The 24948-nt window shown below is 45.9% G+C and carries 40 protein-coding genes; 4 read left to right on the top strand and 36 right to left on the bottom strand.

The annotated features are described in order from the left end of the window. Positions 1-16: 16 nt before the first annotated feature. Positions 17-208 carry an LPS translocon maturation chaperone LptM gene (gene lptM / locus AOC06_RS08840; RefSeq protein WP_369411325.1) on the top strand — a complete coding sequence of 64 codons (192 nt, stop codon included), beginning with the start codon at positions 17-19 and terminating at the stop codon, positions 206-208. Continuing rightward, on the top strand, positions 205-1500 hold the full coding sequence (gene lysA / locus AOC06_RS00465; protein WP_215380356.1) for a diaminopimelate decarboxylase: 1296 nt from the start codon (positions 205-207) through the stop codon (positions 1498-1500). Before lptM ends, lysA begins: the two co-directional genes overlap by 4 nt. 69 nt (positions 1501-1569) lie before the next feature. On the opposite strand, the gene AOC06_RS00460 is transcribed toward lysA, so the two are convergent. After that, positions 1570-2265, bottom strand: a complete 696-nt coding sequence (locus tag AOC06_RS00460; protein ID WP_215380353.1) for a c-type cytochrome — start codon at positions 2263-2265, stop codon at positions 1570-1572. A 114-nt stretch (positions 2266-2379) separates the two neighbouring features. Between AOC06_RS00460 and yihA the strand changes: the two genes are divergently transcribed. Further along, entirely contained in the window at positions 2380-3045 is a 666-nt protein-coding gene (gene yihA, locus AOC06_RS00455; RefSeq protein ID WP_215380352.1) for a ribosome biogenesis GTP-binding protein YihA/YsxC, read from the top strand. Beyond that, positions 3023-4048 carry a porphobilinogen synthase gene (gene hemB / locus AOC06_RS00450; protein ID WP_255879965.1) on the top strand — a complete coding sequence of 342 codons (1026 nt, stop codon included), beginning with the start codon at positions 3023-3025 and terminating at the stop codon, positions 4046-4048. Before yihA ends, hemB begins: the two co-directional genes overlap by 23 nt. On the opposite strand, the gene dsbD is transcribed toward hemB, so the two are convergent. The 35 genes from dsbD to rpsL form a co-directional block, all read right to left on the bottom strand. Then, a complete protein-coding gene (gene dsbD / locus AOC06_RS00445) occupies positions 4045-5706 on the bottom strand; it encodes a protein-disulfide reductase DsbD (RefSeq protein ID WP_215380351.1) in 1662 nt (553 codons plus the stop codon). The two genes, hemB and dsbD, sit on opposite strands and share 4 nt — an antisense overlap. Continuing rightward, a complete protein-coding gene (cutA, locus tag AOC06_RS00440) occupies positions 5703-6035 on the bottom strand; it encodes a divalent-cation tolerance protein CutA (RefSeq protein ID WP_215380349.1) in 333 nt (110 codons plus the stop codon). Before cutA ends, dsbD begins: the two co-directional genes overlap by 4 nt. Positions 6036-6104: 69 nt before the next feature. Then, positions 6105-6497: a 50S ribosomal protein L17 gene (gene rplQ / locus AOC06_RS00435; RefSeq protein ID WP_215336709.1), complete on the bottom strand. Its 393-nt coding sequence runs from the start codon at positions 6495-6497 to the stop codon at positions 6105-6107. 16 nt (positions 6498-6513) lie between these two features. Then, entirely contained in the window at positions 6514-7494 is a 981-nt protein-coding gene (locus tag AOC06_RS00430; RefSeq protein WP_215380348.1) for a DNA-directed RNA polymerase subunit alpha, read from the bottom strand. Positions 7495-7517: 23 nt separating this feature from the next. Then, complete coding sequence (rpsD, locus tag AOC06_RS00425) at positions 7518-8141, bottom strand: 30S ribosomal protein S4 (RefSeq protein ID WP_215380346.1); 624 nt, start codon at positions 8139-8141, stop codon at positions 7518-7520. A 113-nt stretch (positions 8142-8254) separates the two neighbouring features. Next, positions 8255-8662: a 30S ribosomal protein S11 gene (gene rpsK / locus AOC06_RS00420; protein ID WP_215336705.1), complete on the bottom strand. Its 408-nt coding sequence runs from the start codon at positions 8660-8662 to the stop codon at positions 8255-8257. Positions 8663-8680: 18 nt separating this feature from the next. Further along, positions 8681-9046: a 30S ribosomal protein S13 gene (rpsM, locus tag AOC06_RS00415; protein ID WP_215336703.1), complete on the bottom strand. Its 366-nt coding sequence runs from the start codon at positions 9044-9046 to the stop codon at positions 8681-8683. A 24-nt stretch (positions 9047-9070) separates the two neighbouring features. Beyond that, positions 9071-9187 carry a 50S ribosomal protein L36 gene (gene rpmJ, locus AOC06_RS00410; RefSeq protein ID WP_012357167.1) on the bottom strand — a complete coding sequence of 39 codons (117 nt, stop codon included), beginning with the start codon at positions 9185-9187 and terminating at the stop codon, positions 9071-9073. Positions 9188-9221: 34 nt separating this feature from the next. After that, a complete protein-coding gene (gene infA, locus AOC06_RS00405; protein ID WP_112202623.1) occupies positions 9222-9440 on the bottom strand; it encodes a translation initiation factor IF-1 in 219 nt (72 codons plus the stop codon). 4 nt (positions 9441-9444) lie between these two features. Beyond that, entirely contained in the window at positions 9445-10782 is a 1338-nt protein-coding gene (secY, locus tag AOC06_RS00400) for a preprotein translocase subunit SecY (RefSeq protein ID WP_215380344.1), read from the bottom strand. 17 nt (positions 10783-10799) lie between these two features. Further along, the gene (gene rplO / locus AOC06_RS00395; RefSeq protein WP_215336700.1) at positions 10800-11240 is read right to left on the bottom strand and encodes a 50S ribosomal protein L15; all 441 of its coding nucleotides are present in this window, start codon (positions 11238-11240) and stop codon (positions 10800-10802) included. A 24-nt stretch (positions 11241-11264) separates the two neighbouring features. Continuing rightward, the gene (gene rpmD, locus AOC06_RS00390; protein ID WP_215336698.1) at positions 11265-11456 is read right to left on the bottom strand and encodes a 50S ribosomal protein L30; all 192 of its coding nucleotides are present in this window, start codon (positions 11454-11456) and stop codon (positions 11265-11267) included. Between the two features lie 23 nt (positions 11457-11479). Continuing rightward, complete coding sequence (rpsE, locus tag AOC06_RS00385) at positions 11480-11998, bottom strand: 30S ribosomal protein S5 (protein ID WP_112202615.1); 519 nt, start codon at positions 11996-11998, stop codon at positions 11480-11482. A gap of 21 nt (positions 11999-12019) precedes the next feature. Then, on the bottom strand, positions 12020-12373 hold the full coding sequence (rplR, locus tag AOC06_RS00380; RefSeq protein ID WP_215380342.1) for a 50S ribosomal protein L18: 354 nt from the start codon (positions 12371-12373) through the stop codon (positions 12020-12022). A gap of 13 nt (positions 12374-12386) precedes the next feature. Further along, positions 12387-12920, bottom strand: a complete 534-nt coding sequence (rplF, locus tag AOC06_RS00375; protein ID WP_215336696.1) for a 50S ribosomal protein L6 — start codon at positions 12918-12920, stop codon at positions 12387-12389. Positions 12921-12930: 10 nt separating this feature from the next. Beyond that, on the bottom strand, positions 12931-13326 hold the full coding sequence (gene rpsH / locus AOC06_RS00370) for a 30S ribosomal protein S8 (RefSeq protein WP_215336694.1): 396 nt from the start codon (positions 13324-13326) through the stop codon (positions 12931-12933). A gap of 25 nt (positions 13327-13351) precedes the next feature. Beyond that, on the bottom strand, positions 13352-13657 hold the full coding sequence (gene rpsN / locus AOC06_RS00365; protein WP_071464445.1) for a 30S ribosomal protein S14: 306 nt from the start codon (positions 13655-13657) through the stop codon (positions 13352-13354). Positions 13658-13666: 9 nt separating this feature from the next. Further along, the gene (gene rplE, locus AOC06_RS00360) at positions 13667-14209 is read right to left on the bottom strand and encodes a 50S ribosomal protein L5 (RefSeq protein ID WP_112202607.1); all 543 of its coding nucleotides are present in this window, start codon (positions 14207-14209) and stop codon (positions 13667-13669) included. Between the two features lie 16 nt (positions 14210-14225). Further along, a complete protein-coding gene (rplX, locus tag AOC06_RS00355) occupies positions 14226-14534 on the bottom strand; it encodes a 50S ribosomal protein L24 (RefSeq protein WP_215380341.1) in 309 nt (102 codons plus the stop codon). A 9-nt stretch (positions 14535-14543) separates the two neighbouring features. Further along, on the bottom strand, positions 14544-14912 hold the full coding sequence (gene rplN / locus AOC06_RS00350; RefSeq protein ID WP_112202603.1) for a 50S ribosomal protein L14: 369 nt from the start codon (positions 14910-14912) through the stop codon (positions 14544-14546). A 189-nt stretch (positions 14913-15101) separates the two neighbouring features. Next, positions 15102-15371 (bottom strand): 30S ribosomal protein S17, encoded by a 270-nt coding sequence (gene rpsQ, locus AOC06_RS00345; protein WP_215336692.1) that lies wholly within the window; start codon positions 15369-15371, stop codon positions 15102-15104. A gap of 12 nt (positions 15372-15383) precedes the next feature. Beyond that, positions 15384-15578 (bottom strand): 50S ribosomal protein L29, encoded by a 195-nt coding sequence (gene rpmC / locus AOC06_RS00340; protein WP_215336690.1) that lies wholly within the window; start codon positions 15576-15578, stop codon positions 15384-15386. Between the two features lie 14 nt (positions 15579-15592). Then, on the bottom strand, positions 15593-16006 hold the full coding sequence (gene rplP / locus AOC06_RS00335; protein WP_100379479.1) for a 50S ribosomal protein L16: 414 nt from the start codon (positions 16004-16006) through the stop codon (positions 15593-15595). 2 nt (positions 16007-16008) lie between these two features. After that, complete coding sequence (gene rpsC, locus AOC06_RS00330; RefSeq protein WP_215380339.1) at positions 16009-16833, bottom strand: 30S ribosomal protein S3; 825 nt, start codon at positions 16831-16833, stop codon at positions 16009-16011. Between the two features lie 8 nt (positions 16834-16841). After that, positions 16842-17174: a 50S ribosomal protein L22 gene (rplV, locus tag AOC06_RS00325; protein ID WP_425325354.1), complete on the bottom strand. Its 333-nt coding sequence runs from the start codon at positions 17172-17174 to the stop codon at positions 16842-16844. A gap of 7 nt (positions 17175-17181) precedes the next feature. Continuing rightward, positions 17182-17460, bottom strand: coding sequence for a 30S ribosomal protein S19 (gene rpsS, locus AOC06_RS00320; RefSeq protein WP_087908800.1), 279 nt, complete (start codon positions 17458-17460; stop codon positions 17182-17184). A gap of 19 nt (positions 17461-17479) precedes the next feature. Further along, positions 17480-18310 carry a 50S ribosomal protein L2 gene (gene rplB, locus AOC06_RS00315; RefSeq protein ID WP_112202594.1) on the bottom strand — a complete coding sequence of 277 codons (831 nt, stop codon included), beginning with the start codon at positions 18308-18310 and terminating at the stop codon, positions 17480-17482. A 2-nt stretch (positions 18311-18312) separates the two neighbouring features. After that, on the bottom strand, positions 18313-18627 hold the full coding sequence (rplW, locus tag AOC06_RS00310) for a 50S ribosomal protein L23 (RefSeq protein WP_068947693.1): 315 nt from the start codon (positions 18625-18627) through the stop codon (positions 18313-18315). Further along, positions 18624-19244, bottom strand: a complete 621-nt coding sequence (rplD, locus tag AOC06_RS00305) for a 50S ribosomal protein L4 (protein WP_215336686.1) — start codon at positions 19242-19244, stop codon at positions 18624-18626. Before rplD ends, rplW begins: the two co-directional genes overlap by 4 nt. Before the next feature lie 11 nt (positions 19245-19255). Beyond that, positions 19256-19912 carry a 50S ribosomal protein L3 gene (gene rplC, locus AOC06_RS00300; protein WP_215381633.1) on the bottom strand — a complete coding sequence of 219 codons (657 nt, stop codon included), beginning with the start codon at positions 19910-19912 and terminating at the stop codon, positions 19256-19258. 194 nt (positions 19913-20106) lie between these two features. Beyond that, positions 20107-20418 carry a 30S ribosomal protein S10 gene (gene rpsJ / locus AOC06_RS00295; RefSeq protein WP_011901899.1) on the bottom strand — a complete coding sequence of 104 codons (312 nt, stop codon included), beginning with the start codon at positions 20416-20418 and terminating at the stop codon, positions 20107-20109. Positions 20419-20534: 116 nt separating this feature from the next. Then, positions 20535-21725 (bottom strand): elongation factor Tu, encoded by a 1191-nt coding sequence (gene tuf, locus AOC06_RS00290; RefSeq protein WP_215336684.1) that lies wholly within the window; start codon positions 21723-21725, stop codon positions 20535-20537. Positions 21726-21774: 49 nt separating this feature from the next. Beyond that, on the bottom strand, positions 21775-23877 hold the full coding sequence (fusA, locus tag AOC06_RS00285) for an elongation factor G (RefSeq protein ID WP_215380337.1): 2103 nt from the start codon (positions 23875-23877) through the stop codon (positions 21775-21777). A 27-nt stretch (positions 23878-23904) separates the two neighbouring features. Continuing rightward, positions 23905-24375, bottom strand: coding sequence for a 30S ribosomal protein S7 (gene rpsG / locus AOC06_RS00280; protein WP_011901897.1), 471 nt, complete (start codon positions 24373-24375; stop codon positions 23905-23907). A 161-nt stretch (positions 24376-24536) separates the two neighbouring features. Continuing rightward, entirely contained in the window at positions 24537-24917 is a 381-nt protein-coding gene (gene rpsL / locus AOC06_RS00275; RefSeq protein ID WP_011901896.1) for a 30S ribosomal protein S12, read from the bottom strand. Positions 24918-24948: the final 31 nt, after the last annotated feature.

The following is a 24948-nucleotide window of genomic DNA, read 5'->3' as shown; positions in this document are numbered from 1 at the left end:
CGTTTTAGAGATATTCATGATAGCGATTCTTATCAGAACCTTACTGATTACCCTCCTAATGTCCCTAGTGGGATGCGGGGTTAGGGGACCACTTTATTTGCCAAATGTGCCACCAGCACCAATACCGCCGAGTGCGCCTGAGCCTCAAGGAGTGCTTTACCCTCCCCCAGCGCCTAGCAATCCCATTCCACCTTCAGCGCCACAATGACTAAAGCAATTCCCCTGCCCCACTTGAATGGATTTACAGAGCGAAATGGCGCTTGGTATGCCGAGGAAATTCCATTGGCAGATCTGGCAAAAGAGTTCGGTACCCCACTCTATGTCTACAGCAAAAAAGCACTGACTGAAGCCTATCAAGCCTATGACCGCGCCTGTATTGATGCAAAGGGCGAGCGGCGCGCTCGGATTCATTACGCCATGAAAGCCAACAGCAACTTAGCAGTAATTGATTGCTTTAAAAATCTCGGCGCTGGTTTTGATTTAGTCAGCGGGGGTGAACTGGCTCGAGCTCTTGCGATTGGTGCGGAACCTACAAGTCTAGTATTTGCAGGCGTCGGCAAATCTGCCGCAGAAATTGCTCAGGCCCTTAAAGCCGGCGTGAAGTGCATTAACGTGGAATCAATCGCAGAACTCCACAAAATTAATCGTGTTGCAAAAGAACTTCATTGCCGCGCCCCGATTTCCTTACGCGTCAATCCAGATGTCGATGCACAAACCCATCCTTATATCTCCACAGGACTTAAGGGAAATAAATTTGGTATTGCCTATTACGAAGTTTTAAAAACCTATCGTGAGGCAGTTCAGCTTTCCCAAATTGATATTGTCGGAATTGATTGCCATATCGGCTCCCAAATTACGACGACCGCCCCATACTTAGATGCACTCGATAAAGTGCTAGATCTAGTTGAGCAACTCAAAAAAGAAGGCATCATCATTCATCATCTGGATTTAGGTGGTGGCCTCGGAATTGCTTACAGCTCAGAAACGCCACCGGATATTACTGAGTTCACCGATGCCTTATTGAACCGTGTTGCCCAGCGGGGCTTTGGCCACCTCGACATCATCCTAGAGCCTGGGCGATCCCTGGTAGGCAACGCCGGAGTTCTGCTCACGCAAGTGGAGTACCTCAAGCCTGGAACAGAAAAAAACTTCTGCATTGTCGATGCAGCAATGACCGAGTTGTTGCGCCCCGCCCTATATGAAGCGCATCATGGCATTGTGCCAATTGAGACAAAGTCAGCCAAGGCTGTTGTCTATGATGTTGTTGGGCCTGTTTGTGAATCTGGTGACTGGCTTGGTAGAGATCGTGCGCTAGCTGTTGAGGAAGGCGATGTATTAGCGATTCTTTCTGCGGGCGCATATGGCTTTGTCATGGCCTCAAACTACAACACACGTCCTATGCCTGCTGAAATCTTAGTGGATGGAAAAAATGTGCATCTGGTTAGAGAGCGTCAAAAAGTTCAGGAACTTTTTGCAAACGAACAAGTTGCACCAAAATAATTCAGGAACTTCTGGACAATAAAAAACCCCGCAACTTCTGCGGGGTTTATTTTTTATGGTCGCCGTAAATTAATGTAAGCCAGCGATGTAATCTGCAACTGCTTTCATTTCTTTTTCAGAGAGCTTGCCAGCAATAGTGTTCATCATCGGTCCATTTAAACGAATTCCATCGTGGAAAGCGGCTAACTGAGCGCTGGTGTAATCAGACCACTGACCGGATAACAATGGATATTGAGCTGGAATTCCAGCGCCATTAGGGCTATGACAAGCAGCACAGGCTGGGACACCCTTGGATGCAATGCCACCACGGTAGATGCTCTGACCAAGCTCAATAGTGTCTTTGTTTTGAGCAACACCCTGGGAAGGCGTCTGCTTAGCGAGGTAAGCGCCAATATTAGCCATATCTTGATCAGTTAAAGGCATTGCCATGCCCATCATGATCGCGTTGGCGCGAGTACCCTCTTTGAAGTTATGTAGCTGTTTAGCAATATAAGCAGCATGCTGACCAGCTAATTTAGGCCATGTCCCAACAGCACTTTGACCTTTTGGGCCATGGCAAGTAATACAGGCCACTACGCCACGAGTGGCATCACCACCGTTATAAAGGGCCTCGCCAGCAGCTGGATCAACGACTGGTTTGCTTGGTGCAGCTTGGGCAGCGGGCGCAGGTTCTTCAGCTTTAGCACCAATCGAAAGGCTCAAGCCTAGAATGAGGGAAATAGCTAAAAACCCAGTTAATTTGGAGATTTGAGAGCTTTGACGCATTATGTTTACCTTGGCAAAAATTCCTAAAAGTGTTTGGGCCCTACATTTACAACTTTTTACCCAACACCATGAGATATTTCATGATTTTGCGTGATTTTACAATAGCTTCTCGACATGTCTAAACTCTTTCAAGCCCGATTCTCGACCACAGTCAATGACACCCATTGCCTACCCAGCACGCCCTTGCGTGAAGTAGCCTTTGCAGGTCGGTCAAATGCAGGTAAATCCAGCGCAATTAACGTTCTTTGTAACCAAAAACGGCTCGCTTTTGCCAGTAAAACCCCCGGTAGAACCCAGCATATCAATTATTTTGGCTTATTTGCCAAAGATGATCTATTGGCCTATTTGGTGGACCTGCCAGGATATGGCTTTGCTGCCGTAAATCATGAAACCAAATATCACTGGAATACGCTTTTGAGCGACTACCTCCAGGAAAGAGAGCAATTGGTTGGGATGGTTCTGATTGTGGATGCTCGGCGAGGAATTACTGAGCTTGATGAGCAGATGATTCAATGGTTTGTTCCTACCGGAAAACCGATTCATATTCTGCTTAGCAAATGCGACAAGCTCAATAACAGCGAATGCAAACATACTTTAGAGGCCGTTAGAAAACAATTGCAGCAATACGACCCAAAACTTCCCGAGGGTACGGGAGAATCCGAGCAACTTACGGCACAATTATTTTCCAGCACCAAACGGATTGGGCTTGAAGAGGCCGATAATCTGATTATTAAATGGCTATTTGAAGCAAAAACTCATGAAGATGAAACTACCAACTAATCCTTTGCTGCATTTTCCAGCGCATCGTCCACGTCGTATGAGACGCGATGATTGGTCTCGTCGCCTGATGCAAGAAAATAGTCTCAGTGCGGATAATTTAATCTACCCGGTTTTTTTACTAGATGGTAAAAATCAATCGGAGGCAGTCGCTTCAATGCCAGGAGTCAATCGACTATCACTTGATTTGCTTCTACCCATTGCGCAAGAGTGTGTTGATCTCGGCATTCCGGTATTAGCACTCTTTCCAGTAATTGATGCGTCCCTCAAAACCCCCGATGGTAAAGAGGCAACGAACCCCAATGGTTTGATTCCAAGAGCAGTAAGGGAGCTAAAAAAACAATTTCCTAATTTAGGAATCATGACTGATGTCGCCTTGGATCCCTATACCAGTCATGGCCAAGACGGTGTATTAGATTCTGCTGCTTACATTCTCAATGATGAGACCACGGCAATCTTGGTGCAGCAAGCGCTCACACAAGCTGAGGCGGGGGTCGATATTGTTGCGCCATCCGACATGATGGATGGACGCATTGGCAAAATTCGTGAAGCACTTGAGCAAAAAGGTTTGATTCATACCATGATCATGGCCTACTCCGCAAAGTATGCCTCCGCTTTCTATGGACCATTTCGTGATGCAGTTGGCTCAGCAAAAAATTTAGGTAAGGCTGATAAAAAAACATACCAGATGGACCCTCGTAATAGCGATGAAGCTCTGCGAGAAATCGCTCTCGATATCAATGAGGGCGCTGATATGGTGATGGTTAAGCCTGGTATGCCTTACTTAGATATTGTGCGTCGAGTAAAAGATGTTTTTGAATATCCCACTTACGCTTATCAAGTGAGCGGTGAATACGCCATGCTCAAAGCTGCCGCACAAAATGGTTGGCTTGATCACGATGCAGTCATGATTGAGTCGCTCTTAGCATTTAGGCGTGCTGGCGCAGATGGTATATTGACCTACTTTGCTCTAGAGGCTGCGCGCTATTTAAAAACTAGGGCTTAATTCGTATTCAGTTGATATATCTCTCTTAGCGTCTTACTAAAAGACTCTGGAGACATGTAGCCAACTACCCTATTCTGCTTAAGCTCGCTCTCATCTTGCTTAAAAAACAAGATGGCAGGAGGGCCAAAAAGACCGAATCGTTTTAGCAGTTCCTTATTCTCAGGTGTATTGCTGGTCACATCCGCTTGCAGCAAAACAAAATTATGCATTTCTTTACCGACTTCAGGATTGCTAAAGGTATTGAGCTCCATCTCCTTGCAGCTGATACACCAGTCGGCATAAAAATCCAGCAGCACGGGGCGCTTAGCTTGTTTTGCTAAAGCCAATTGCTGGTCTAATTCTGATACGGAATCAATCATTCTGAAATGAAGCTCGCCAAGCTGTCGAGTCACCTGCCCATTTTGTTTAGCACTTGAGTCAAGGAATAAGGGGCTTGCAACCCAAATTGCCGTGAATACCAACAAAACACCTAAGGCACGCTGTAGCCACACCATCCAAATGCCAGTAGATGGAATCAAAATCCGCGCTTCTATGGCAATGAAAAATAATGGCAATCCCATGCCCAGCGCCATTACAAACAAAAGCCCAGCCCCTAGAGTCATCGATCCTGTCTGCGCGATAAAACCAAGCACTCCAGCTAAGGGTGCAGTGATACAGGGGCTTGCAACCAAAGTTGAAATTCCGCCCAAGGCGAACGAACCCACAATACTGCCGCCCTTCTGTTTACCAGCAATTCGATCGATTAACTGATGCCAAGAATGCGGTAGTCGCAGTTCATAAAAACCAAATAGGCTTCCCGATAAACCCAAGAGAAGACATGCAAATAAAATCAGTGCCAGCGGGCTTTGAAGAGCCCTTTGAGCGCTACCGCCCAGAGCTGCCATAGCAACACCCGCCAGGGAATAGAGCAAGGCCATGCCCAATATATAGGCAAGCGCCAGAACACTTGCGCGCGATTTAGACACCACCCTTCCTGCTTGTCGCCCAAAAATGACACTCGACATAATTGGCAACATGGGCAATACGCACGGCGTAAAAGCCAAAGTTAAGCCCAGCAGAAAGAATGCCAAGAAGAGATAGCCAACTGAAGTCTGCTCTAAAAAGTCACTAATAGCATGAACGTCTTCTCTGTCATTCCATAGATCAATCAAGTTGGTTGATTTTTTTATCTCTTCCGGACGAGCGCCATTGTCTAATAGAGGCCCTACTCTGACTCCAGGCGCAGTCAGCAAGAAATGCATCGTCATCGGCGGATAGCAAATACCTGCCTCTGCACAACCCTGAAGCTCAACCTCAAGATAGATAGGCTGGTTTTTAGCGTTAGCAACCGGAATAAGGGCTTCAAAAGCTTGCTTATAAATCTGTAATTTTTTATTAAAAGTAGGATCAAACTTTTCAATACCAACAGGTAGATTGGGGGTGACTACTGAAAGTTTTTTCTGATCTCTTCCCGCCTGAAAGCGTAGGGACTCTTTGTAAAGGTAATACCCTTTAACTGGTGCAAACTGAACCTCGATTTGATTGCTATTTGTTGGCCATGAAGCCTCAACCATAAAAGCTTGCTCAGGTGGCAAAAAATCAGGGGCTGCTTTAGCTTGGCTCAAAAACAAGCCCAAGATAAAAATACTACGCAGCAAGGATCTCAAATATTTACTCATTTACTCTCAAGCTCAGCTTCAATCCATTTTCCATATTGCTGCTCATACTCTATTGGTGTAAATGCCATTATTTCAGGTAAGTCATAGGGATGATTATTATGGATAAAGGTGCGAATCTCCTCCCAATTTGCTGCGGTTGTTTTAGCCGATAACAACACTTCATTCTCTTCGCAAATTTTGCCATCCCAGCTATAGATTGAATAAAGCCCCTGCTGGATCTGAACACAGGCTGCCAGGCGATTCTCGACTAACTGTCGAGCGATAGTCTGCGCTTGTTCAAGTGTTTGAAAGCTTGTTGTCACAACGAGCAGTGAAATATTTGAAGTCATAGCCTTGGCACCGATAACAAAATGAAAAAAGCCAGACCGGAGCCTGGCTTTTCAATATACCTGAAGGACTTAAGCCTCTTCAGCTACAACAGTCTCTTCGACTTCTGGACGATCAACCAACTCAACCAAAGCCATTGGTGCATTGTCGCCAACGCGGAAGCCAAACTTCAGAATACGAAGGTAGCCACCTGGACGAGTTGCATAACGTGGTCCAAGTTCAGTAAAGAGCTTGGCAACGATATCGCGATCGCGGGTACGATTAAATGCCAAACGACGATTTGCCAAATTATCTTTTTTACCCAAAGTAATTAAAGGCTCAACGACCATGCGCAATTCTTTTGCTTTTGGCAGAGTCGTTTTAATGACTTCGTGCTCCAAAAGTGAGTTGGACATATTGCGTAGCATCGCTAAGCGGTGCGACGAAGTTCTGTTGAGTTTGCGTAAGCCGTTTCCGTGACGCATGATACTTCCTTTCTAATTATTTCTCGAGACTGGCTGGTGGCCAGGTTTCGATCTTCATGCCCAGACTTAAACCACGAGCCGCTAAAACATCTTTGATTTCATTCAAAGATTTACGACCTAAGTTAGGAGTCTTCAACAATTCATTTTCAGTACGCTGAATCAAATCACCGATGTAGTAAATATTCTCGGCTTTCAAGCAGTTTGCAGAGCGCACTGTGAGTTCGAGGTCATCTACTGGACGCATCAACATTGGATCAACCATGGATGAGCGATTTGGTGCGAGATCACCAGAAACTTCACTGCTTTCAAGGGCAGCAAATACAACTAACTGATCAACCAAAATACTTGCGGCTTGACGAATCGCCTCTTCAGGAGACAAAACACCGTTTGTCTCAATGGTCATTACCAAACGATCTAAGTCAGTACGTTGCTCAACACGAGCGGACTCTACTGCATAGCTCACACGGCTTACCGGGCTGAAAGAAGCATCTAAAACGATACGACCAATAATCTTGGTAGCTTCATCATGGTACTGGCGCATATTACCAGGAACATAACCGCGGCCTTTTTCAACCTTGATCTGCATATCCAACTTACCGCCAGCGGATAAGTGAGCAATCACGTGATCAGGATTAATGATTTCTACATCATGTGGCAAGTCGATATCTTTAGCAGTAACTACGCCTGGGCCTTCTTTGCGTAAGTTAATAGTAACTTCATCGCGGGACTGTAATTTGAATACAATGCCCTTCAGGTTCAATAAAAGATTAACAACATCTTCTTGAACACCGTCCAAGGTGGAATACTCATGAACAACACCAGCGATTGCAACTTCAGTTGGAGCATAGCCAACCATAGAAGACAACAACACACGACGCAATGCATTACCTAGAGTGTGGCCGTAGCCGCGCTCAAATGGCTCCATAACAACCTTTGCTTGGTTGGCAGAAAGCGCTTCAACAGAAATAATTTTTGGCTTGAGCAAATTTGTTTGCATATTTTTTCCTTGAGAGTGCCTAATTAACGTGAATACAATTCGACGATCAAACTTTCATTAATATCACCGCTAATTTCTTCACGGTCTGGCACTTGCTTAAACGTCCCTTCCAGCTTTGCCGCATCAACTGACACCCAGCTGATTGCGGTAGTTTGCTGAACCAAATTCAATGACTCGGTAATACGTATCTGCTTTTTCGCTTTTTCACGAATTGCAACAACATCACCTGGCTTAACCTGAATAGATGGAATATTGACTGGGCTACCATTGAGCAAAACTGCACAATGGGACACCAATTGACGTGCTTCAGCACGTGTTGAGCCAAAGCCCATACGATAAACCACGTTATCAAGACGTGACTCTAATAACTGAAGCAATGTCGCACCAGTATTGCCTTTACGACGCTCAGCTTCAGCGAAATAACGACGGAACTGACGCTCTAAAACTCCGTAAATACGCTTAACCTTTTGCTTTTCACGCAACTGATTACCGTAGTCTGATGTTCTTGAACCAGAGGTGCGGCCATGTTGACCAGGCTTGCTGTCTAGCTTGCACTTGTCTGACAAAGCGCGACGTGCGCTCTTTAAAAATAAGTCGGTACCTTCCCGACGTGCTAATTTGGCCTTAGGCCCTAAATAACGTGCCACGATGCTTTCCTTTCTTTGCCGCAGCCTTACGACCGGCGGTGAGTTCACCTTTTAATTCAGATGAACGGTGGGCTTGATTAAAAAATAAATAAAACTGAACTACCTAAAACAAATTAAATACGGCGGCGCTTTGGAGGGCGGCAGCCATTGTGTGGAACTGGTGTTACGTCTTGAATCTCAGTAATCTTGATACCGAGTGAATTCAATGCGCGAACAGCAGATTCACGACCCGGGCCTGGACCCTTGATCTGCACTTCTAGATTCTTAATGCCACACTCGACTGCAGCTTTACCGGCCACTTCAGCCGCTACCTGAGCAGCAAATGGGGTGGATTTACGTGAACCTTTAAAGCCTTGGCCGCCAGAAGTTGCCCATGAAAGCGCATTACCTTGACGATCAGTGATCGTAATAATGGTGTTATTAAAGGATGCGTGAACGTGTGCAATACCATCAGCAACGTTTTTCTTAACCTTCTTGCGTACACGCTGTGATGCAGCAGATGCGGATTGTTGTTTAGCCATTTCGATAAACTTTCTTGATTATTTCTTCAGTGCAATACCAGACTTACGTGGGCCCTTGCGGGTACGCGCATTTGTCTTAGTACGTTGTCCACGAACAGGCAAGCCTTTACGATGGCGAACTCCACGATAGCAGCCCAAGTCCATCAAACGCTTGATGCTCATCGTTACTTCACGACGCAGGTCACCTTCGGTGATGAACTTACCTACCTCATCACGCAACTTTTCCAAGTCACCATCGGTGAGATCTTTAACTTTTTTATCAATAGCCACGCCAGTAGTTTGGCAAATCTTGCGTGCACGGGTCATACCGATGCCGAAAATTGCTGTCAAACCGATGACAGTGTGTTGATGATTTGGGATGTTTACCCCAGCGATACGTGCCATGAGATTTCCTCTTAATTAACCAGATCAGCCTTGACGCTGCTTATGACGTGCATCTGAAGAGCAGATCACACGCACAACACGCTTGCGCTTAATGATCTTGCAATTTCTGCAAATACACTTAACGGATGCTAAAACTTTCATAACTCACCTCTTAAAAATAGGTACTACTTAATCTTTACTTCGCCCGGAAAATAATTCTGGCCCTAGTTAGGTCGTATGGAGTCATCTCCACCGTCACCTTATCTCCCGGCAAAATTCGGATGTAATGCATCCGCATCTTTCCGGAAATGTGGCCTAAAACTACATGTCCGTTTTCTAGCTTTACGCGAAACATCGCGTTCGGCAAATTCTCAACAATCTCACCCGCCATCTGAATTACATCGTCTTTAGACATCCAGTTAAGCGCCCATCTTAAAGTTAGCTTTCTTCATTAAAGATCCATACTGCTGCTGCATGATGAATGACTGCACTTGAGCCATAAAGTCCATAGCAACAACGACAATAATCAACAATGAAGTACCGCCAAAATAGAACGGCACGTTGTACTTCAGCACCAAGAATTCAGGCAACAAGCAAACCAAAACCATATAAATTGCGCCACCCAAGGTTAAACGCACCAAGATCTTATCGATGTAACGACCAGTCTGATCACCAGGGCGAATGCCAGGAACGAATGCGCCACTCTTCTTCAGGTTATCGGCAGTCTCGCGACTATTAAATACCAAAGCTGTGTAGAAGAAGCAGAAGAAAATGATCGCAGCAGCATACAAAATTGTGTACACAGGCTGGCCTGGGGCAAGGGTTGCAGCCAAATCTTTAATGATGCGACTAAAGACATTCTTTGGCTCGCCTGAAGTAAACCAGCCAGCAATGGTCGCAGGGAACAAAATAATCGATGAAGCAAAAATGGGAGGAATAACACCTGCCATATTCAACTTCAATGGGAAATAAGAAGATTGACCGCCGTAGATCTTGTTGCCAACTTGACGCTTGGCATAGTTCACTAAAATACGACGCTGACCACGCTCTACGAATACAACGAAATAGGTCACCGCTGCGACGATCACAACGATCATCAAAGCAGAAAGAATATTCATTGAGCCAGTGCGGACTAATTCGAGCAAGCTAGCAAGTGCGTTTGGCAGCCCAGAAACAATACCGCCAAAAATAATGATCGAAATACCATTACCTAAACCGCGTTCAGTAATCTGCTCGCCCAACCACATCAAAAAGATGGTGCCAGTTGTTAGTGTCACAACAGTATTGAATTCAAACATCATGCCGGGGTTGATAACTAAGCCAGGCTGAGCTTGAAGAGCAACTGAAATTCCCATTGCCTGAAATACTGCGAGAAATACTGTGCCATAACGGGTGTATTGGGTAATTTTTCTTTGTCCAGCTTGGCCTTCTTTTTTCAAAGACTCTAAAGATGGGACAACGATTGTCATCAACTGCATGATGATCGAAGCAGAAATGTAAGGCATGATGCCCAAAGCAAAAACGGTGAAACGCGATAGAGCACCGCCTGAGAACAAGTTAAACATTCCCAAGATGCCGTCTTTTTGACCAGCAAACAATTGGCCCAACTGATCTGGATCAATGCCTGGCACAGGAATATGGGCACCCAAACGATAGACGACCAAAGCCAAAATCAGGAATACCAAGCGACGACGTAAATCGCCAAACTTGCCTCCGGATTGTGCAGTGTCAGTGCTATTGTTAGATGAGATCGCCATATTCAACTAGATACCGATTAAGCCTGCTCTACCAACTTGCCACCAGCTGCTTCGATAGCTGCTTTAGCACCAGCGGTTGCTGTAATACCTTTCAGAGTCACGGCAATCTTTAATTCACCAGTCTTAATCACTTTGACTGCGTTGATCTGCTCACCAGCAAAACCATGTTGCTTGAGAACCAAGAGGTCTACCTCAGGCAAATTGATACTTGCTAAGTCGTTCAAAGTAATTTGACCAACATGACGACGTGTCAGGGATACAAATCCACGCTTTGGCAAACGACGATACATTGGCATTTGACCGCCTTCGAAGCCAACTTTGTGGAAACCGCCTGAACGCGATTTTTGACCTTTATGACCACGGCCAGCAGTCTTACCAAGACCAGAGCCGATGCCGCGACCTACGCGACGACGATTTTTCTTGGAGCCAGCTGCGGGTTTGAGTGTATTGAGTTCCATATTCTTTGCCTATTTACTTGCTGATCAGTTGCCGAGAACTTTAACCAGGTAAGAAACTTTATTAATCATTCCGCGAACAGCAGGCGTATCTTCCAACTCAGAAACTGAATTGATTCGTCCGAGGCCTAAACCACGAACGGTTGCACGATGGCTTTCGCGTGTACCGATCAAGCTGCGTACTAATTGCAGTTTGACTTTAGAGTTTGATGTTGTCATTTGGAGTTCCTAATCTTTGAGTCTTAGCTCAGAATGTCTTCTACTGACTTGCCGCGCTTAGCAGCGATTTCAGCAGGAGTGCTCATCTTGCTTAAACCGTCAATCGTTGCACGAACCATGTTGTAAGGGTTGGTTGAGCCGAGTGACTTAGCAACCACGTTAGTTACGCCCATTACATCAAAAATCGCGCGCATTGGACCACCAGCAATAACGCCAGTACCGTCTTTTGCAGGAGAAATCAAAACACGTGAAGCACCATGCTGACCAATCACTGAGTGCTGTAAGGTTCCCTTACGCAATGGAACCTTGATCATTTTGCGACGTGCTTCATCCATCGCTTTTTGAACAGCCACTGGAACTTCTTTTGACTTTCCTTTACCCATGCCGATGCGGCCATCGCCATCGCCAACTACAGTGAGTGCGGCGAAGCCAAGAATACGACCACCTTTAACCACTTTAGTTACGCGATTAACAGCGATCATCTTCTCGCGAAGACCATCATCACGCTCTTCGTTTTGCATTTTGGTTTGCATTTTTGCCATGTTTTTTCCTAAACCAATCTATTAGAACTTCAGGCCGGCTTCACGCGCAGCTTCAGCTAAGGCCTTAATACGGCCGTGATAACGGTGACCAGAACGATCAAATGCAACATCTACAACACCCGCCTTAACAGCACGTTCAGCAATTAATTTGCCGATTTGCTGAGCAGCGGCTGCGTTGCCACCATTCTTAATTTCTTGGCGCAGCTCTTTTTCCATCGTTGAAGCAGCAGCAAGTACTTTAGTTCCACATGGGCTGTATACCTGTGCAGAAATATGCGTATTGCTACGAATAACTGTTAAGCGATTGGCCAATGCTTCGGCAATGCGAATACGAGTCTGCCGAGCACGTCTTTGTCTGGATTCGTCTTTATTCATTTTCTAATCTCGCTTACTTCTTCTTGGTTTCTTTGAGATGCACAACTTCATCAACGTAACGAACACCCTTACCTTTGTAAGGCTCTGGCGAACGATATGCGCGAACTTCAGCTGCGACCTGGCCAACTTGTTGCTTGCTGGCACCTTTAATAATGATTTCGGTTTGGGATGGGGTCTCGGCCTTTACACCTTTTGGCAGGTTGTAAATAATGTCGTGTGAGAAACCCAACTGCAACTTCAATGTTTCACCTTGAGCAGCAGCACGGTAACCAACGCCTACTAAGCTGAGCTTGCGCTCAAAGCCAGAAGTAACGCCAACAACCATATTGTTAACCAAAGCACGGGCTGTACCTGACTGTGCACCAGCTTCTGGTGTGTCGTTATTTAAAACCACTGTCAATACGCCGTCTTCTTGTTTCAAACCAACTGAAGGATGCAAGTTATGTGTCAAAGTGCCTAATGGGCCTTTAACAGTAATGTTTGCGCCATTGATGCTGATTTCAGCGCCCTTAGGAACTGTAATTGGTGATTTACCTACGCGGGACATATTTCGCTCCTTAAGCTACGTAGCAAATAACTTCGCCGCCCACGCCAGTTGCACGTGCTTTGCGGTCAGTCATTACGCCTTGAGGGGTTGAAATAATTGCAATGCCCAAACCATTCATTACTTCAGGAATGTCGTGACGGCCCTTGTAGATGCGAAGACTTGGTGTAGAAACACGGTCAATGCGCTCAATAACAGGACGGCCTGCGTAGTATTTGAGGTCAATGTGAAGTACTGGCTTAGCTGCCTCACCTTTGATTTCAAAACTATCGATATAGCCTTCATCCTGCAAAACCTTTGCAATGGCTACTTTAACTTTTGACGACGGCATCAAGACAACGGGCTTCTGCACTGCTTGCGCATTGCGGATCCGGGTCAACATGTCGGCGATTGGATCGCTAATACTCATGAGTTCTCCTAAATTCTTTCGCCGCTTACCAGCTGGCCTTGGTTAAACCAGGGATCTCGCCACGGAAGGCGATTTCACGAATCTTGCTACGGGCCAAACCAAACTTACGGAATGTGCCACGTGGACGACCGGTTAATGAACAACGATTTCTTTGACGAATCGGGCTAGCATTGCGTGGAAGAGCTTGCAACTTCAAGCGAGCTTCATAGCGCTCTTCATCACTTCTTGACTGATCAGCAATGATTGCTTTGAGCTCAGCACGCTTTGCAGCGTACTTCTCTACAGTTTTGGCGCGCTTGTTTTCGCGCTCAATTAGGGATAGTTTTGCCACGTTAGCCTCTTAATTGCGGAAAGGGAATTTGAACGCCGCCAACAAAGCTTTTGCTTCTTCGTCTGATTTAGCGGTTGTCGTAATACTGATATTGAGACCACGGAGTGCGTCAATTTTGTCGTACTCAATTTCAGGGAAAATAATTTGCTCTTTAACGCCGATGTTGTAGTTACCACGACCATCAAACGCCTTGCCTGAGATTCCGCGGAAGTCACGAACTCGTGGCAATGCAACAGTAACGAAGCGATCTAAAAACTCGTACATACGCTGACCGCGCAATGTCACCATCGCACCAATTGGGTAGCCTTGACGAATTTTGAAACCAGCAATCGCTTTTTTAGCCTTAGTTACCACTGGCTTTTGGCCTGCAACTTTAGTTAAATCACCAACTGCATTCTCGATAACTTTTTTGTCGTTCACAGCTTCACCCAAGCCCATATTGAGGGTTACCTTGGTGATGCGTGGAACTTCCATGATCGACTTGTAACCAAACTTGGTCATCAAATCAGCAACAACTTGCTTTTGATAATGCTCTTGAAAACGTGTGCTCATAATTTCTCCGTATCCCTTATGCGCTCAAGCTTACGCCAGTAGTTTTCAGGAAACGCTGTTTCTTGCCATCAACTAATTTGATGCCAACGCGTGATGCTTTGCCATTACCGTCTACCAATGCCACATTCGAAATATGAATGGGCATAGTCTTATCAATCATTCCGCCGGTAACACCCGCAGCAGGATTAGGCTTAACCGCTTTTTTATAAATATTGACGCCCTCGACAACCAATTTGTTCTCGAGTACATCGGTAACTGTTCCTTGCTTGCCTTTATCGCGGCCAGTCAAAACAACTACGGAATCACCTTTACGAATCTTTTTCATATCAGCCTCTTAAATAACTTCGGGCGCGAGAGAAACGATCTTCATGAACTTCTCTGTACGCAGTTCGCGCGTAACAGGTCCAAAGATACGTGTACCAATCGGCTCTAACTTAGCGTTGAGCAATACCGCAGCATTTTCATCAAACTTAATCAATGAACCATCTGGACGACGAACACCCTTAGCGGTTCTCACCACTACGGCGTTATAAATGTCACCTTTTTTTACACGGCCACGTGGAGCAGCGGATTTCACGCTGACTTTGATGACATCACCGATACTGGCGTAACGACGCTTAGAGCCGCCCAATACCTTGATGCACAAAACTTCACTGGCGCCTGTGTTATCGGCAACCTGCAATCTACTTTCAGTTTGTATCATTTCTAATCCCCAACTTATTAGCCAAAGGGCAAACAGTCTTGGTTCCGTTATGGGTTCTAGCGAAAGCTAAGACCCGGAATTAATGAAAAACACTGCTTTTCTTAACGCATTACCGCGAAAAGCCTTCTATCATACTACGTAAATTAGGGTTTTGGCAATGAATTTCGCCAAAATCCCTAATAATTTCTCTTAAATACCCTTTGAGGACTCTACCAAACGGGTTACTACCCAAGATTTGGTACGTGAAATTGGCTTAGATTCGCTAATTTCAACGGTATCACCCATTTTGTATGTGCCAGCCTCGTCATGAGCATGGTATTTCTTGGATTGGCCAACATATTTACCAATGATGGGATGCTTGACCTGGCGCTCAACAAGAACGGTCACGGTTTTTTGCATTTTGTCGCTAACGACACGGCCCACAAGGGTGCGGCGCAAGGGTTTAGATAATTCTGTCATATCCCTTTTTCCTTATTTCTGAGCAGTTTTTTGGGTAATAAAAGTCTTTACGCGAGCGATATCGCGTTTAGTTTTACCCAATTGACTGGTATTGGTGAGTTGCTGAGTGCCTTTTTGCATACGGAGCTTGAAGTTGGTCTTCAAAAGCTCAGTCAATTCTGCATTCAAGGAATTCAGATCTTTAGTAGCTAATTCTTTATTTTTCATAATATCTATCCCGCTCAACCAAGGTGACGAATCACGAATGTGGTTTGTAAAGGTAATTTAGCTGCAGCAAGCTTGAATGCTTCGCGCGCCAAGGTTTCATCTACACCATCCATCTCATAGAGAATCTTGCCTGGTTGAATTTCTGCAACGTAGTACTCTGGATTGCCCTTACCGTTACCCATACGAACTTCGGCAGGTTTTTGTGAAATTGGCTTATCTGGGAAAATGCGAATCCAGATACGACCACCACGTTTAATGTGACGGGTCATAGCGCGACGTGCGGATTCAATTTGGCGAGCAGTCAAACGACCACGACCAACGGCCTTTAAGCCAAAGTCACCAAATGCAACTGAGCTACCGCGTGTTGCCACGCCGGTGTTACGACCTTTTTGTTCTTTACGATACTTGCGACGCTTTGGTTGCAGCATGCTTACTCTCCTGACTTCTGTGCATCAGCAGCAGGTTCAACCGCTTTACGAACGCGCTTGACCGCTGGCTTAGCAGCAACTAATGGCTTGTCTTCACCAGCAGGCTTACGAGCTGCAGTTTTGCTTGGTGCACGACGGGTTTTCTTTTCTTCAGCTGCAGGCTCGGCTGTAGGTGCGGCAACTTGAACGTCTGCACCACGACCTAATGTATCGCCTTTGTAAACCCACACTTTTACACCGATGATGCCGTATGTGGTTTCTGCTTCTGAAGTTGCGTAATCAATATCAGCCTTCAATGTATGAAGTGGAACGCGACCTTCACGGTACCATTCGCGGCGAGCAATCTCAGCACCATTCAGACGTCCGGAGGACATGATCTTGATACCTTGAGCACCCAAGCGCATTGCACTTTGCATGGCACGCTTCATTGCGCGACGGAACATGATGCGTTTCTCAAGTTGCTGAGTAATGGAATCGGCAATTAACTGCGCATCTACTTCAGGCTTACGAATTTCTTCGATATTAACGTGGACTGGAACGCCCATACGCTTTTGTAACTCACGGCGAAGAACTTCAATATCTTCACCTTTCTTACCAATCACAACACCAGGACGTGAGCTATAGATTGTGATGCGTGCGTTCTTTGCAGGGCGCTCAATCACTACTTTGCTTACTGATGCATTTTTCAACTTCTTCTTCAAATAGCTACGGACATCTACGTCCTCTTTCAGCATCTTTGCAAAATCAGTATTGTTTGCGTACCAACGTGATGTCCAATTCTTCGTTACCGAGAGGCGGAATCCGGTGGGGTTTATCTTTTGGCCCATATCTTTCCTTACTTACTCAGGGTCACGCTAATGTGACATGTTTGTTTTTCAATTTGATTGCCACGGCCCTTAGCGCGAGCAGTAAAACGCTTCAAGGATGTTCCCTTGTCAACAATGACTGCTGACACTTTGAGTTCATCAATATCAGCGCCTTTGTTGTGCTCAGCGTTAGCGAGTGCAGACTCAACTACTTTTTTCACAATGAAAGCAGCTTTTTTGGGGCTGAAATTCAAAATGTTCATAGCGCGCGCAATTGGCAAACCACGAATCTGGTCGGCGACCAATCGTGTCTTTTGCGCAGAAATGCGGGCACCGCGGTGAATTGCTTTAACTTCCATCATCATCCCCTTACTTCTTCACAACTTTCTTGTCAGCAGCGTGACCTTTGAAAGTACGGGTCAAGGCAAATTCGCCTAACTTATGACCCACCATGTTTTCTGATACATAAACCGGAACGTGTTGGCGACCGTTATGCACAGCAATTGTCAGACCAATAAAGTCTGGCAGAATTGTTGAACGGCGCGACCAAGTCTTGATCGGCTTCTTGTCTTTGTTAGCCTGTGCAACTTCAACTTTTTTTACTAAGCTGGCGTCGCAGAATGGGCCTTTTTTAGCTGAACGTGTCATATCTATTTATCCTTATCGCTTAACGTTTTTGACGACGTTGAACGATCATCGAAGTTGTGCGCTTATTGCGACGTGTGCGATAACCTTTGGTTGGTGTGCCCCATGGAGAGACAGGTACACGGCCTTCGCCAGTTTTACCTTCACCACCACCATGTGGGTGATCTACTGGGTTCATTGCCACACCGCGAACGGTTGGACGAATACCACGCCAGCGATTTGCACCCGCTTTACCAATTTGACGCAAGCTGTGCTCTTCATTGCCAACTTCGCCGATAGTGGCACGGCACTCAATCAACACACGACGGACTTCACCGGAGCGCAAGCGCACCTGAGCGTAAACACCTTCGCGAGCCAATAGAACTGCAGAACCACCAGCAGAGCGAGCAATCTGCGCGCCTTTACCTGGCAACATTTCTACACAGTGAATGGTGCTACCAACAGGAATATTACGAATTGGTAAATTGTTTCCTGACTTGATTGGCGCTTCAGAACCATTTTGGATCTGTTGACCAACAGTCATTCCCTTAGCGGCCAGAATGTAGCGACGCTCACCATCAGCAAACACGATCAGAGCAATGTTTGCACTGCGGTTTGGATCGTATTCCAAACGCTCAACTTTAGCTGGAATCCCATCCTTGTCATTGCGCTTGAAATCAACCATACGGTAGTGGTGCTTATGACCACCACCCTTATGGCGGGTAGTAATGTGGCCATTATTGTTACGGCCTGCTTTTTGGAACTGTGGCTCTACCAATGCTGCAAAAGGTTTACCTTTATGCAGATCAGGGTTGACCACCTTGACCATTGAGCGACGACCTGGTGAGGTCGGTTTTGTTTTCATCAAAGGCATGATTAGTTCGCCTCCGCTTCAAAGTTAATTTCTTGACCTGGTTTTAAATTCACATAGGCCTTCTTAGTATGGTCGCGACGACCTTCAAAACGGCCATAGCGCTTTGGCTTGCCTTTTTGATTCACGATTTGAACAGAGTCAACTTGCACTTTGAAGAGCAATTCAACTGCTTGCTTCACATCGCTCTTATTTGCGTCGCGAGCTACTTGGAAAACTACTTGCTCGTTTTTCTCTGCAACCATAGTGGCTTTTTCAGAGATAACGGGGCCAAGCAGCACCTTCATTAAATTGTGATCGTTTTTACGGACTTGGCTCATTTCAGCAACTCCTCAATTTTTGCGATCGCAGCTTTACTCACCAATACTTTTTTGTACTGAACTAAAGCTAATGGATCAGCGTGCTGTGGCTCGACAATCGCAACCTTATGCAAGTTGCGTGATGCCAAGTACAAATTCTCGCTAACTTGATCAACGATGATTAACACAGAGTCCAAACCCATTGCTTTGACTTTGTCAGCCAACTCTTTGGTCTTAGGTGCATCAAGGCTAAATTGATCAACCACGTTCAAACGACCTTCGCGGGCTAACTGAGACAAAATCGATCTCATACCAGCGCGATACATTTTCTTGTTTACTTTTTGGCTGAAATTCTCTTCTGGAGAATTTGGGAATATACGACCACCTCCACGCCACAGCGGGGAAGAGCTCATACCAGCACGCGCACGACCAGTGCCTTTTTGACGCCAAGGTTTTTTGGTAGTGTGCTTAACTTGCTCACGGTCTTTTTGTGCGCGGTTACCACTACGAGCATTTGCTTGGTAAGCCACAACAACTTGGTGTACCAATGCTTCGTTATATTCGCGCTCGAATACCTCTGGTGAAGCTTGGATGCCTGCACCTAAAGTTCCGTTATCTTGGAGTAGCTTGAGTTCCATATTCGCTCTCCTTATTTCTTCTTCAACGGTGTTTTCACCGCTGGAGTAACAATGACCTTACCGCCTGGAGCGCCTGGAATAGCGCCTTTAACCATGATGAGATTACGTTCTGCATCAATGCGTGCGATAACTAAATTTTGTACGGTACGGGTGACATCACCGAGATGACCAGTCATGCGCTTACCTGGGAATACACGACCTGGATCTTGCGCCATACCAATGGATCCTGGAACGTTATGTGAACGTGAGTTACCGTGGGAAGCACGACCAGAAGCAAAGTGATAGCGCTTGATCGTACCAGCGTAACCTTTACCGATCGATACGCCCTGCACGTCAACTTTTTGTCCAGCAGAAAATGCAGCTTCCGCAGGAATAACTTGTCCTGGGGTCATTTCTGCAATTTTTGCCGCATCCAATTGAAATTCGTTGAGCCCGTTACCAGCCATGACACCTGCTTTTGCAAAATGTCCTGCCATTGCTTTAGTAACGCGAGTAGCTCTACGTGTGCCATGAGCCAACTGGATAGCATCATAGCCATCAGTTGCCTGGGTTTTGATTTGAGCGATTCTGTTATCGCTCACGTCGATTACGGTTACAGGGATGGAATCCCCTTCGTCCGTAAATAGACGGGTCATGCCGACCTTGCGGCCGATTAAGCCTAAGCTCATATTCATGCTCCACGCCGACTTCGATTGGTCGGCAAAATTTAATTTAGGTGATTTACAAGTAAAAATACTTCTAAATCAGTAACTTACAACAATTTCATGCTGATAAAACCAATAAAATCGCCAAATAATTTAGCGAAGCCTTAGATTCTATCCCGAAAAACTAACCTTGACAAGCTTAAAAGCCAAAATAACTTTTATTGCAGCTTAATTTCGACATCCACACCAGCTGGGAGGTCTAATTTCATCAATGCATCTACCGTTTTTTCGGTTGGATCAACGATATCCATTAAACGCAAATGGGTACGAATCTCCAACTGATCACGTGAAGTCTTGTTCACGTGCGGGGAACGCAAGATGTCAAAACGCTCGATACGAGTAGGCAAAGGTACTGGACCCTTAACAACAGCGCCTGTACGCTTGGCTGTATCGACAATTTCAGCCGCTGACTGATCAATTAAACGATAGTCAAATGCTTTGAGACGAATACGAATTTTTTGGTTTTGCATATTAATTCCAAAGAACAGTGCGGTGCTGCCGCGTTATCAATCTAAAGAGCAGGTGACATCTGCAGCACAGATGTCACCGGTTAGCAAAACGCTAAACCTAATTTAAAACTGACTACTTAAGCCAAAATCTTTGCAACCACTCCGGCGCCAACAGTACGGCCACCTTCACGGATCGCAAAACGTAAACCTTCTTCCATCGCAATTGGCGCGATGAGTTTGACGGTAATGGTGACGTTATCGCCAGGCATGACCATCTCTTTGTCTTTTGGCAACTCGATTGAGCCAGTTACGTCCGTTGTACGGAAGTAAAACTGGGGACGATAGTTGTTAAAGAACGGAGTATGACGACCACCTTCATCTTTACCCAAGATATAAACCTCGGCTGTAAAGTGAGTATGTGGGGTGATTGAACCTGGCTTAGCTAATACTTGGCCACGCTCAACTTCTTCACGCTTTGTACCGCGGAGCAAAATACCGACGTTATCGCCTGCTTGACCTTGGTCGAGCAATTTACGGAACATCTCTACACCAGTACAGGTGGTTTTCAGAGTTGGCTTAATACCAATGATTTCAATCTCTTCACCAACCTTAACAATACCGCGCTCAATACGACCAGTCACCACAGTGCCGCGACCAGAGATGGAGAACACATCTTCTACTGGCATCAAGAACGCACCGTCAACTGCGCGCTCTGGAGTAGGAATATAAGTATCTAAAGCTTCAGCCAATTTCATGATGGCTTCTTTACCCAATGGACCTTCGTCGCCTTCAAGGGCTAACTTAGCAGAACCATGGATGATCGGTGTGTCATCGCCAGGGAAGTTGTACTTAGATAACAGTTCACGCACTTCCATCTCGACGAGCTCTAACAACTCAGCATCATCAACCATGTCGCACTTGTTCAAAAACACGACGATGTAAGGAACGCCAACTTGGCGTGCCAAGAGGATGTGCTCACGGGTTTGTGGCATTGGGCCGTCAGCTGCAGAGCAAACCAAAATTGCGCCGTCCATTTGGGCAGCGCCAGTAATCATGTTCTTAACGTAGTCAGCATGTCCTGGGCAATCAACGTGAGCGTAGTGACGATTTGCAGTCTCATACTCAACGTGCGCAGTATTAATCGTAATACCACGGGCCTTTTCTTCAGGAGCAGCATCGATCTGATCGTATGCTTTTGCTTCGCCACCGAATTGCTTAGAAAGCACGGTTGCAATTGCTGCTGTCAAAGTAGTTTTACCGTGGTCAACGTGACCAATAGTGCCTACGTTTACGTGCGGTTTTGTCCGCTCAAATTTTTCTTTTGCCATTTTTGTCTGCCTTCTTAGCTAGTCAATATTCAAAATTAATGTAGATAAATTACTTCGCTTTAGCAGCCATGACTGCTTCAGCAACGTTCTTAGGTGCTTCGGAATAGTGCTTAAATTCCATGGTGTAAGTAGCGCGACCTTGGGTCAACGAGCGCAAGCCAGTTGAGTAGCCAAACATCTCTGCCAATGGCACTTCAGCGCGAACAATCTTACCGCCGCCTGGAATGTCATCCATACCTTGCAAAATACCGCGACGTGATGAGAGGTCACCCATTACGTTGCCCATGAAATCTTCAGGTGTTTCTACTTCAACAGCCATCATTGGCTCGAGCAAGACTGGGGATGCTTTACGCATGCCATCCTTGAACGCCATTGAGCCGGCCATCTTAAATGCGTTTTCGTTGGAGTCAACATCATGGTATGAACCAAAGAACAATGTTGCTTTGATATCAACTACTGGATAGCCAGCCAAGATACCGGAGTTCAATGTCTCAATGATGCCTTTTTCTACTGCTGGAATGTATTCACGTGGAACTACACCGCCCTTAATAGCATCAACGAATTCAAAACCCTTACCTGGTGCTTGTGGCTCAAGCTTTAATACCACGTGACCATACTGACCACGTCCACCGGACTGCTTAACAAATTTACCTTCGATCTCTTCGCAAACCTTACGGATGGTTTCGCGATAGGCAACTTGTGGCTTACCAACAGTTGCTTCAACACCGAATTCACGCTTCATGCGGTCAACCAAAATTTCTAAGTGGAGCTCGCCCATTCCAGAAATAATCGTTTGGCCTGATTCTTCATCTGTCTTCACGCGGAAAGAAGGATCTTCTTGCGCCAAGCGATTCAAAGCAAGACCCATTTTTTCTTGGTCAGCCTTCGTCTTTGGCTCAACTGCTTGTGAGATTACTGGCTCAGGGAATACCATGCGCTCCAAGATCACAATACTATCTGGATCGCACAATGTTTCACCTGTAGTTGCGTCTTTTAGACCAACTGCTGCAGCAATATCGCCGGCATACACTTCTTTGATTTCTTCACGTTGGTTTGCATGCATCTGCAACAAACGACCAACGCGCTCTTTTTTACCCTTGATTGGGTTATAGATTGTGTCGCCTGACTTCATTACACCTGAATAAACACGGAAGAAGATGAGCTGACCAACGAATGGGTCGGTCATGATCTTAAATGCCAATGCAGAAAACTTTGCGCTATCAGATGCTTCGCGAGTTGCAGGTGTGCCATCTTCCAATTCACATGGAACTGGTGGAACATCTAATGGGGATGGCAGCAATTCAACTACTGCATCCAACATTGCCTGAACGCCTTTGTTCTTAAATGCAGTTCCACACAACATTGGAACGATTTCATTAGCAATAGTACGCTGGCGCAATGCGCCTTTAATTTCTTCTTCGGTCAGACCTTCGCCGCCGAGATATTTTTCCATCAACTCTTCGGAGCTTTCGGCAGCTGCTTCAAGCATCTTCTCACGCCACTCTTCAGCGGAAGCTTGCAATTCTGCAGGGATATCTTCGTATGTGAACTTGGTGCCTTGTGAAGCTTCGTCCCAATAGACAGCTTTCATTTTCACCAAGTCAATCACGCCCTTGAAGTTTTCTTCTGCACCGATAGGAATTTGGATCAAGATTGGATTTGCTTTAAGACGAGCCTTCATTTGGTCGTAGACCTTGAAGAAATTCGCACCAGTACGATCCATCTTGTTTACGAAAGCTAAACGTGGCACTTGATACTTGTTTGCTTGACGCCACACAGTTTCAGATTGAGGCTGCACACCACCCACCGCGCAATACACCATACATGCGCCATCGAGGACACGCATGGAACGCTCTACTTCAATCGTGAAGTCTACGTGCCCTGGGGTATCGATAATGTTGATACGATGCTCAGGCATATTGCCGGCCATACCCTTCCAGAATGTGGTGGTAGCAGCAGAAGTAATGGTGATACCACGCTCTTGCTCTTGCTCCATCCAGTCCATGGTAGCAGCGCCATCATGCACTTCACCAATTTTGTGATTAACACCGGTATAGAACAAAACACGTTCTGTAGTTGTGGTTTTACCTGCGTCAATGTGCGCTGAAATACCAATATTGCGATATCTGTCGATGGGGGTTTTGCGTGCCACTGTTTATGCCTTTTCTTTACTAATGGGTTAGAAGCGGAAATGTGAGAAAGCTTTATTAGCTTCTGCCATACGGTGAACTTCTTCACGCTTCTTCATTGCGCCGCCACGACCTTCAGCAGCTTCTAATAATTCATTAGCCAAACGTTGCGCCATAGATTTTTCACCACGCTTTTTAGCGGCTTCGCGCACCCAGCGCATTGCCAAAGCGGAACGGCGTGATGGGCGAACTTCAACAGGAACTTGATAATTAGCACCGCCAACGCGACGGCTCTTCACCTCAACCATTGGCTTTACATTACCCATGGCTGTTGAAAAAATCTCGAGTGGTTCTTTGTTTGCTTTTTTCTCGATATGATCAAAGGCACCGTAAACGATACGCTCTGCAACCGATTTCTTGCCGTCCAACATCAGGACGTTCATGAATTTAGCGACTTCTACATTGCCGAATTTTGGATCAGGCAAGATTTCCCGTTTGGGAACTTCACGACGACGTGGCATAACAACTCCTTCAGTTCAGTTGGGGGCAACCAAAATTAATTGCCCGCTCCAGTTGCCCTACTATTTAGAAAACTTCAGCTCTAAACGGAGCAACCACTTACTTGTCTTTAAAGTCCGACAAAAAATGACTTACTTCAAACTACAAATTCTGAAACGGCTTATTAAGCCGCTTTCTTGGCGCGCTTAGCACCGTACTTGGAGCGAGATTGCTTGCGGTCTTTAACGCCTTGCAAGTCCAAAGATCCACGAACGATGTGATAACGCACACCTGGTAAGTCCTTCACACGGCCACCGCGGATTAACACTACTGAGTGTTCCTGGAGGTTATGGCCTTCACCACCAATGTATGAAATGACTTCAAAACCATTGGTCAAGCGAACTTTGGCTACTTTACGTAACGCAGAGTTTGGCTTTTTAGGAGTTGTTGTGTATACGCGTGTGCATACACCACGGCGCTGCGGACTGTTTTCCAGTGCAGGGCTCTTACTTTTAACGATTAGCCTTGATCTTGGCTTGCGTATTAATTGATTAATTGTTGGCATAAAATAGCTCGGTTAGTACTTCTTTGTTGCT

Source organism: Polynucleobacter paludilacus, from assembly GCF_018687595.1.
Classification (GTDB): domain Bacteria; phylum Pseudomonadota; class Gammaproteobacteria; order Burkholderiales; family Burkholderiaceae; genus Polynucleobacter; species Polynucleobacter paludilacus.
Note: the sequence above shows the minus strand (reverse complement) of the source record. Positions and strands in the feature narration are given on the sequence as shown.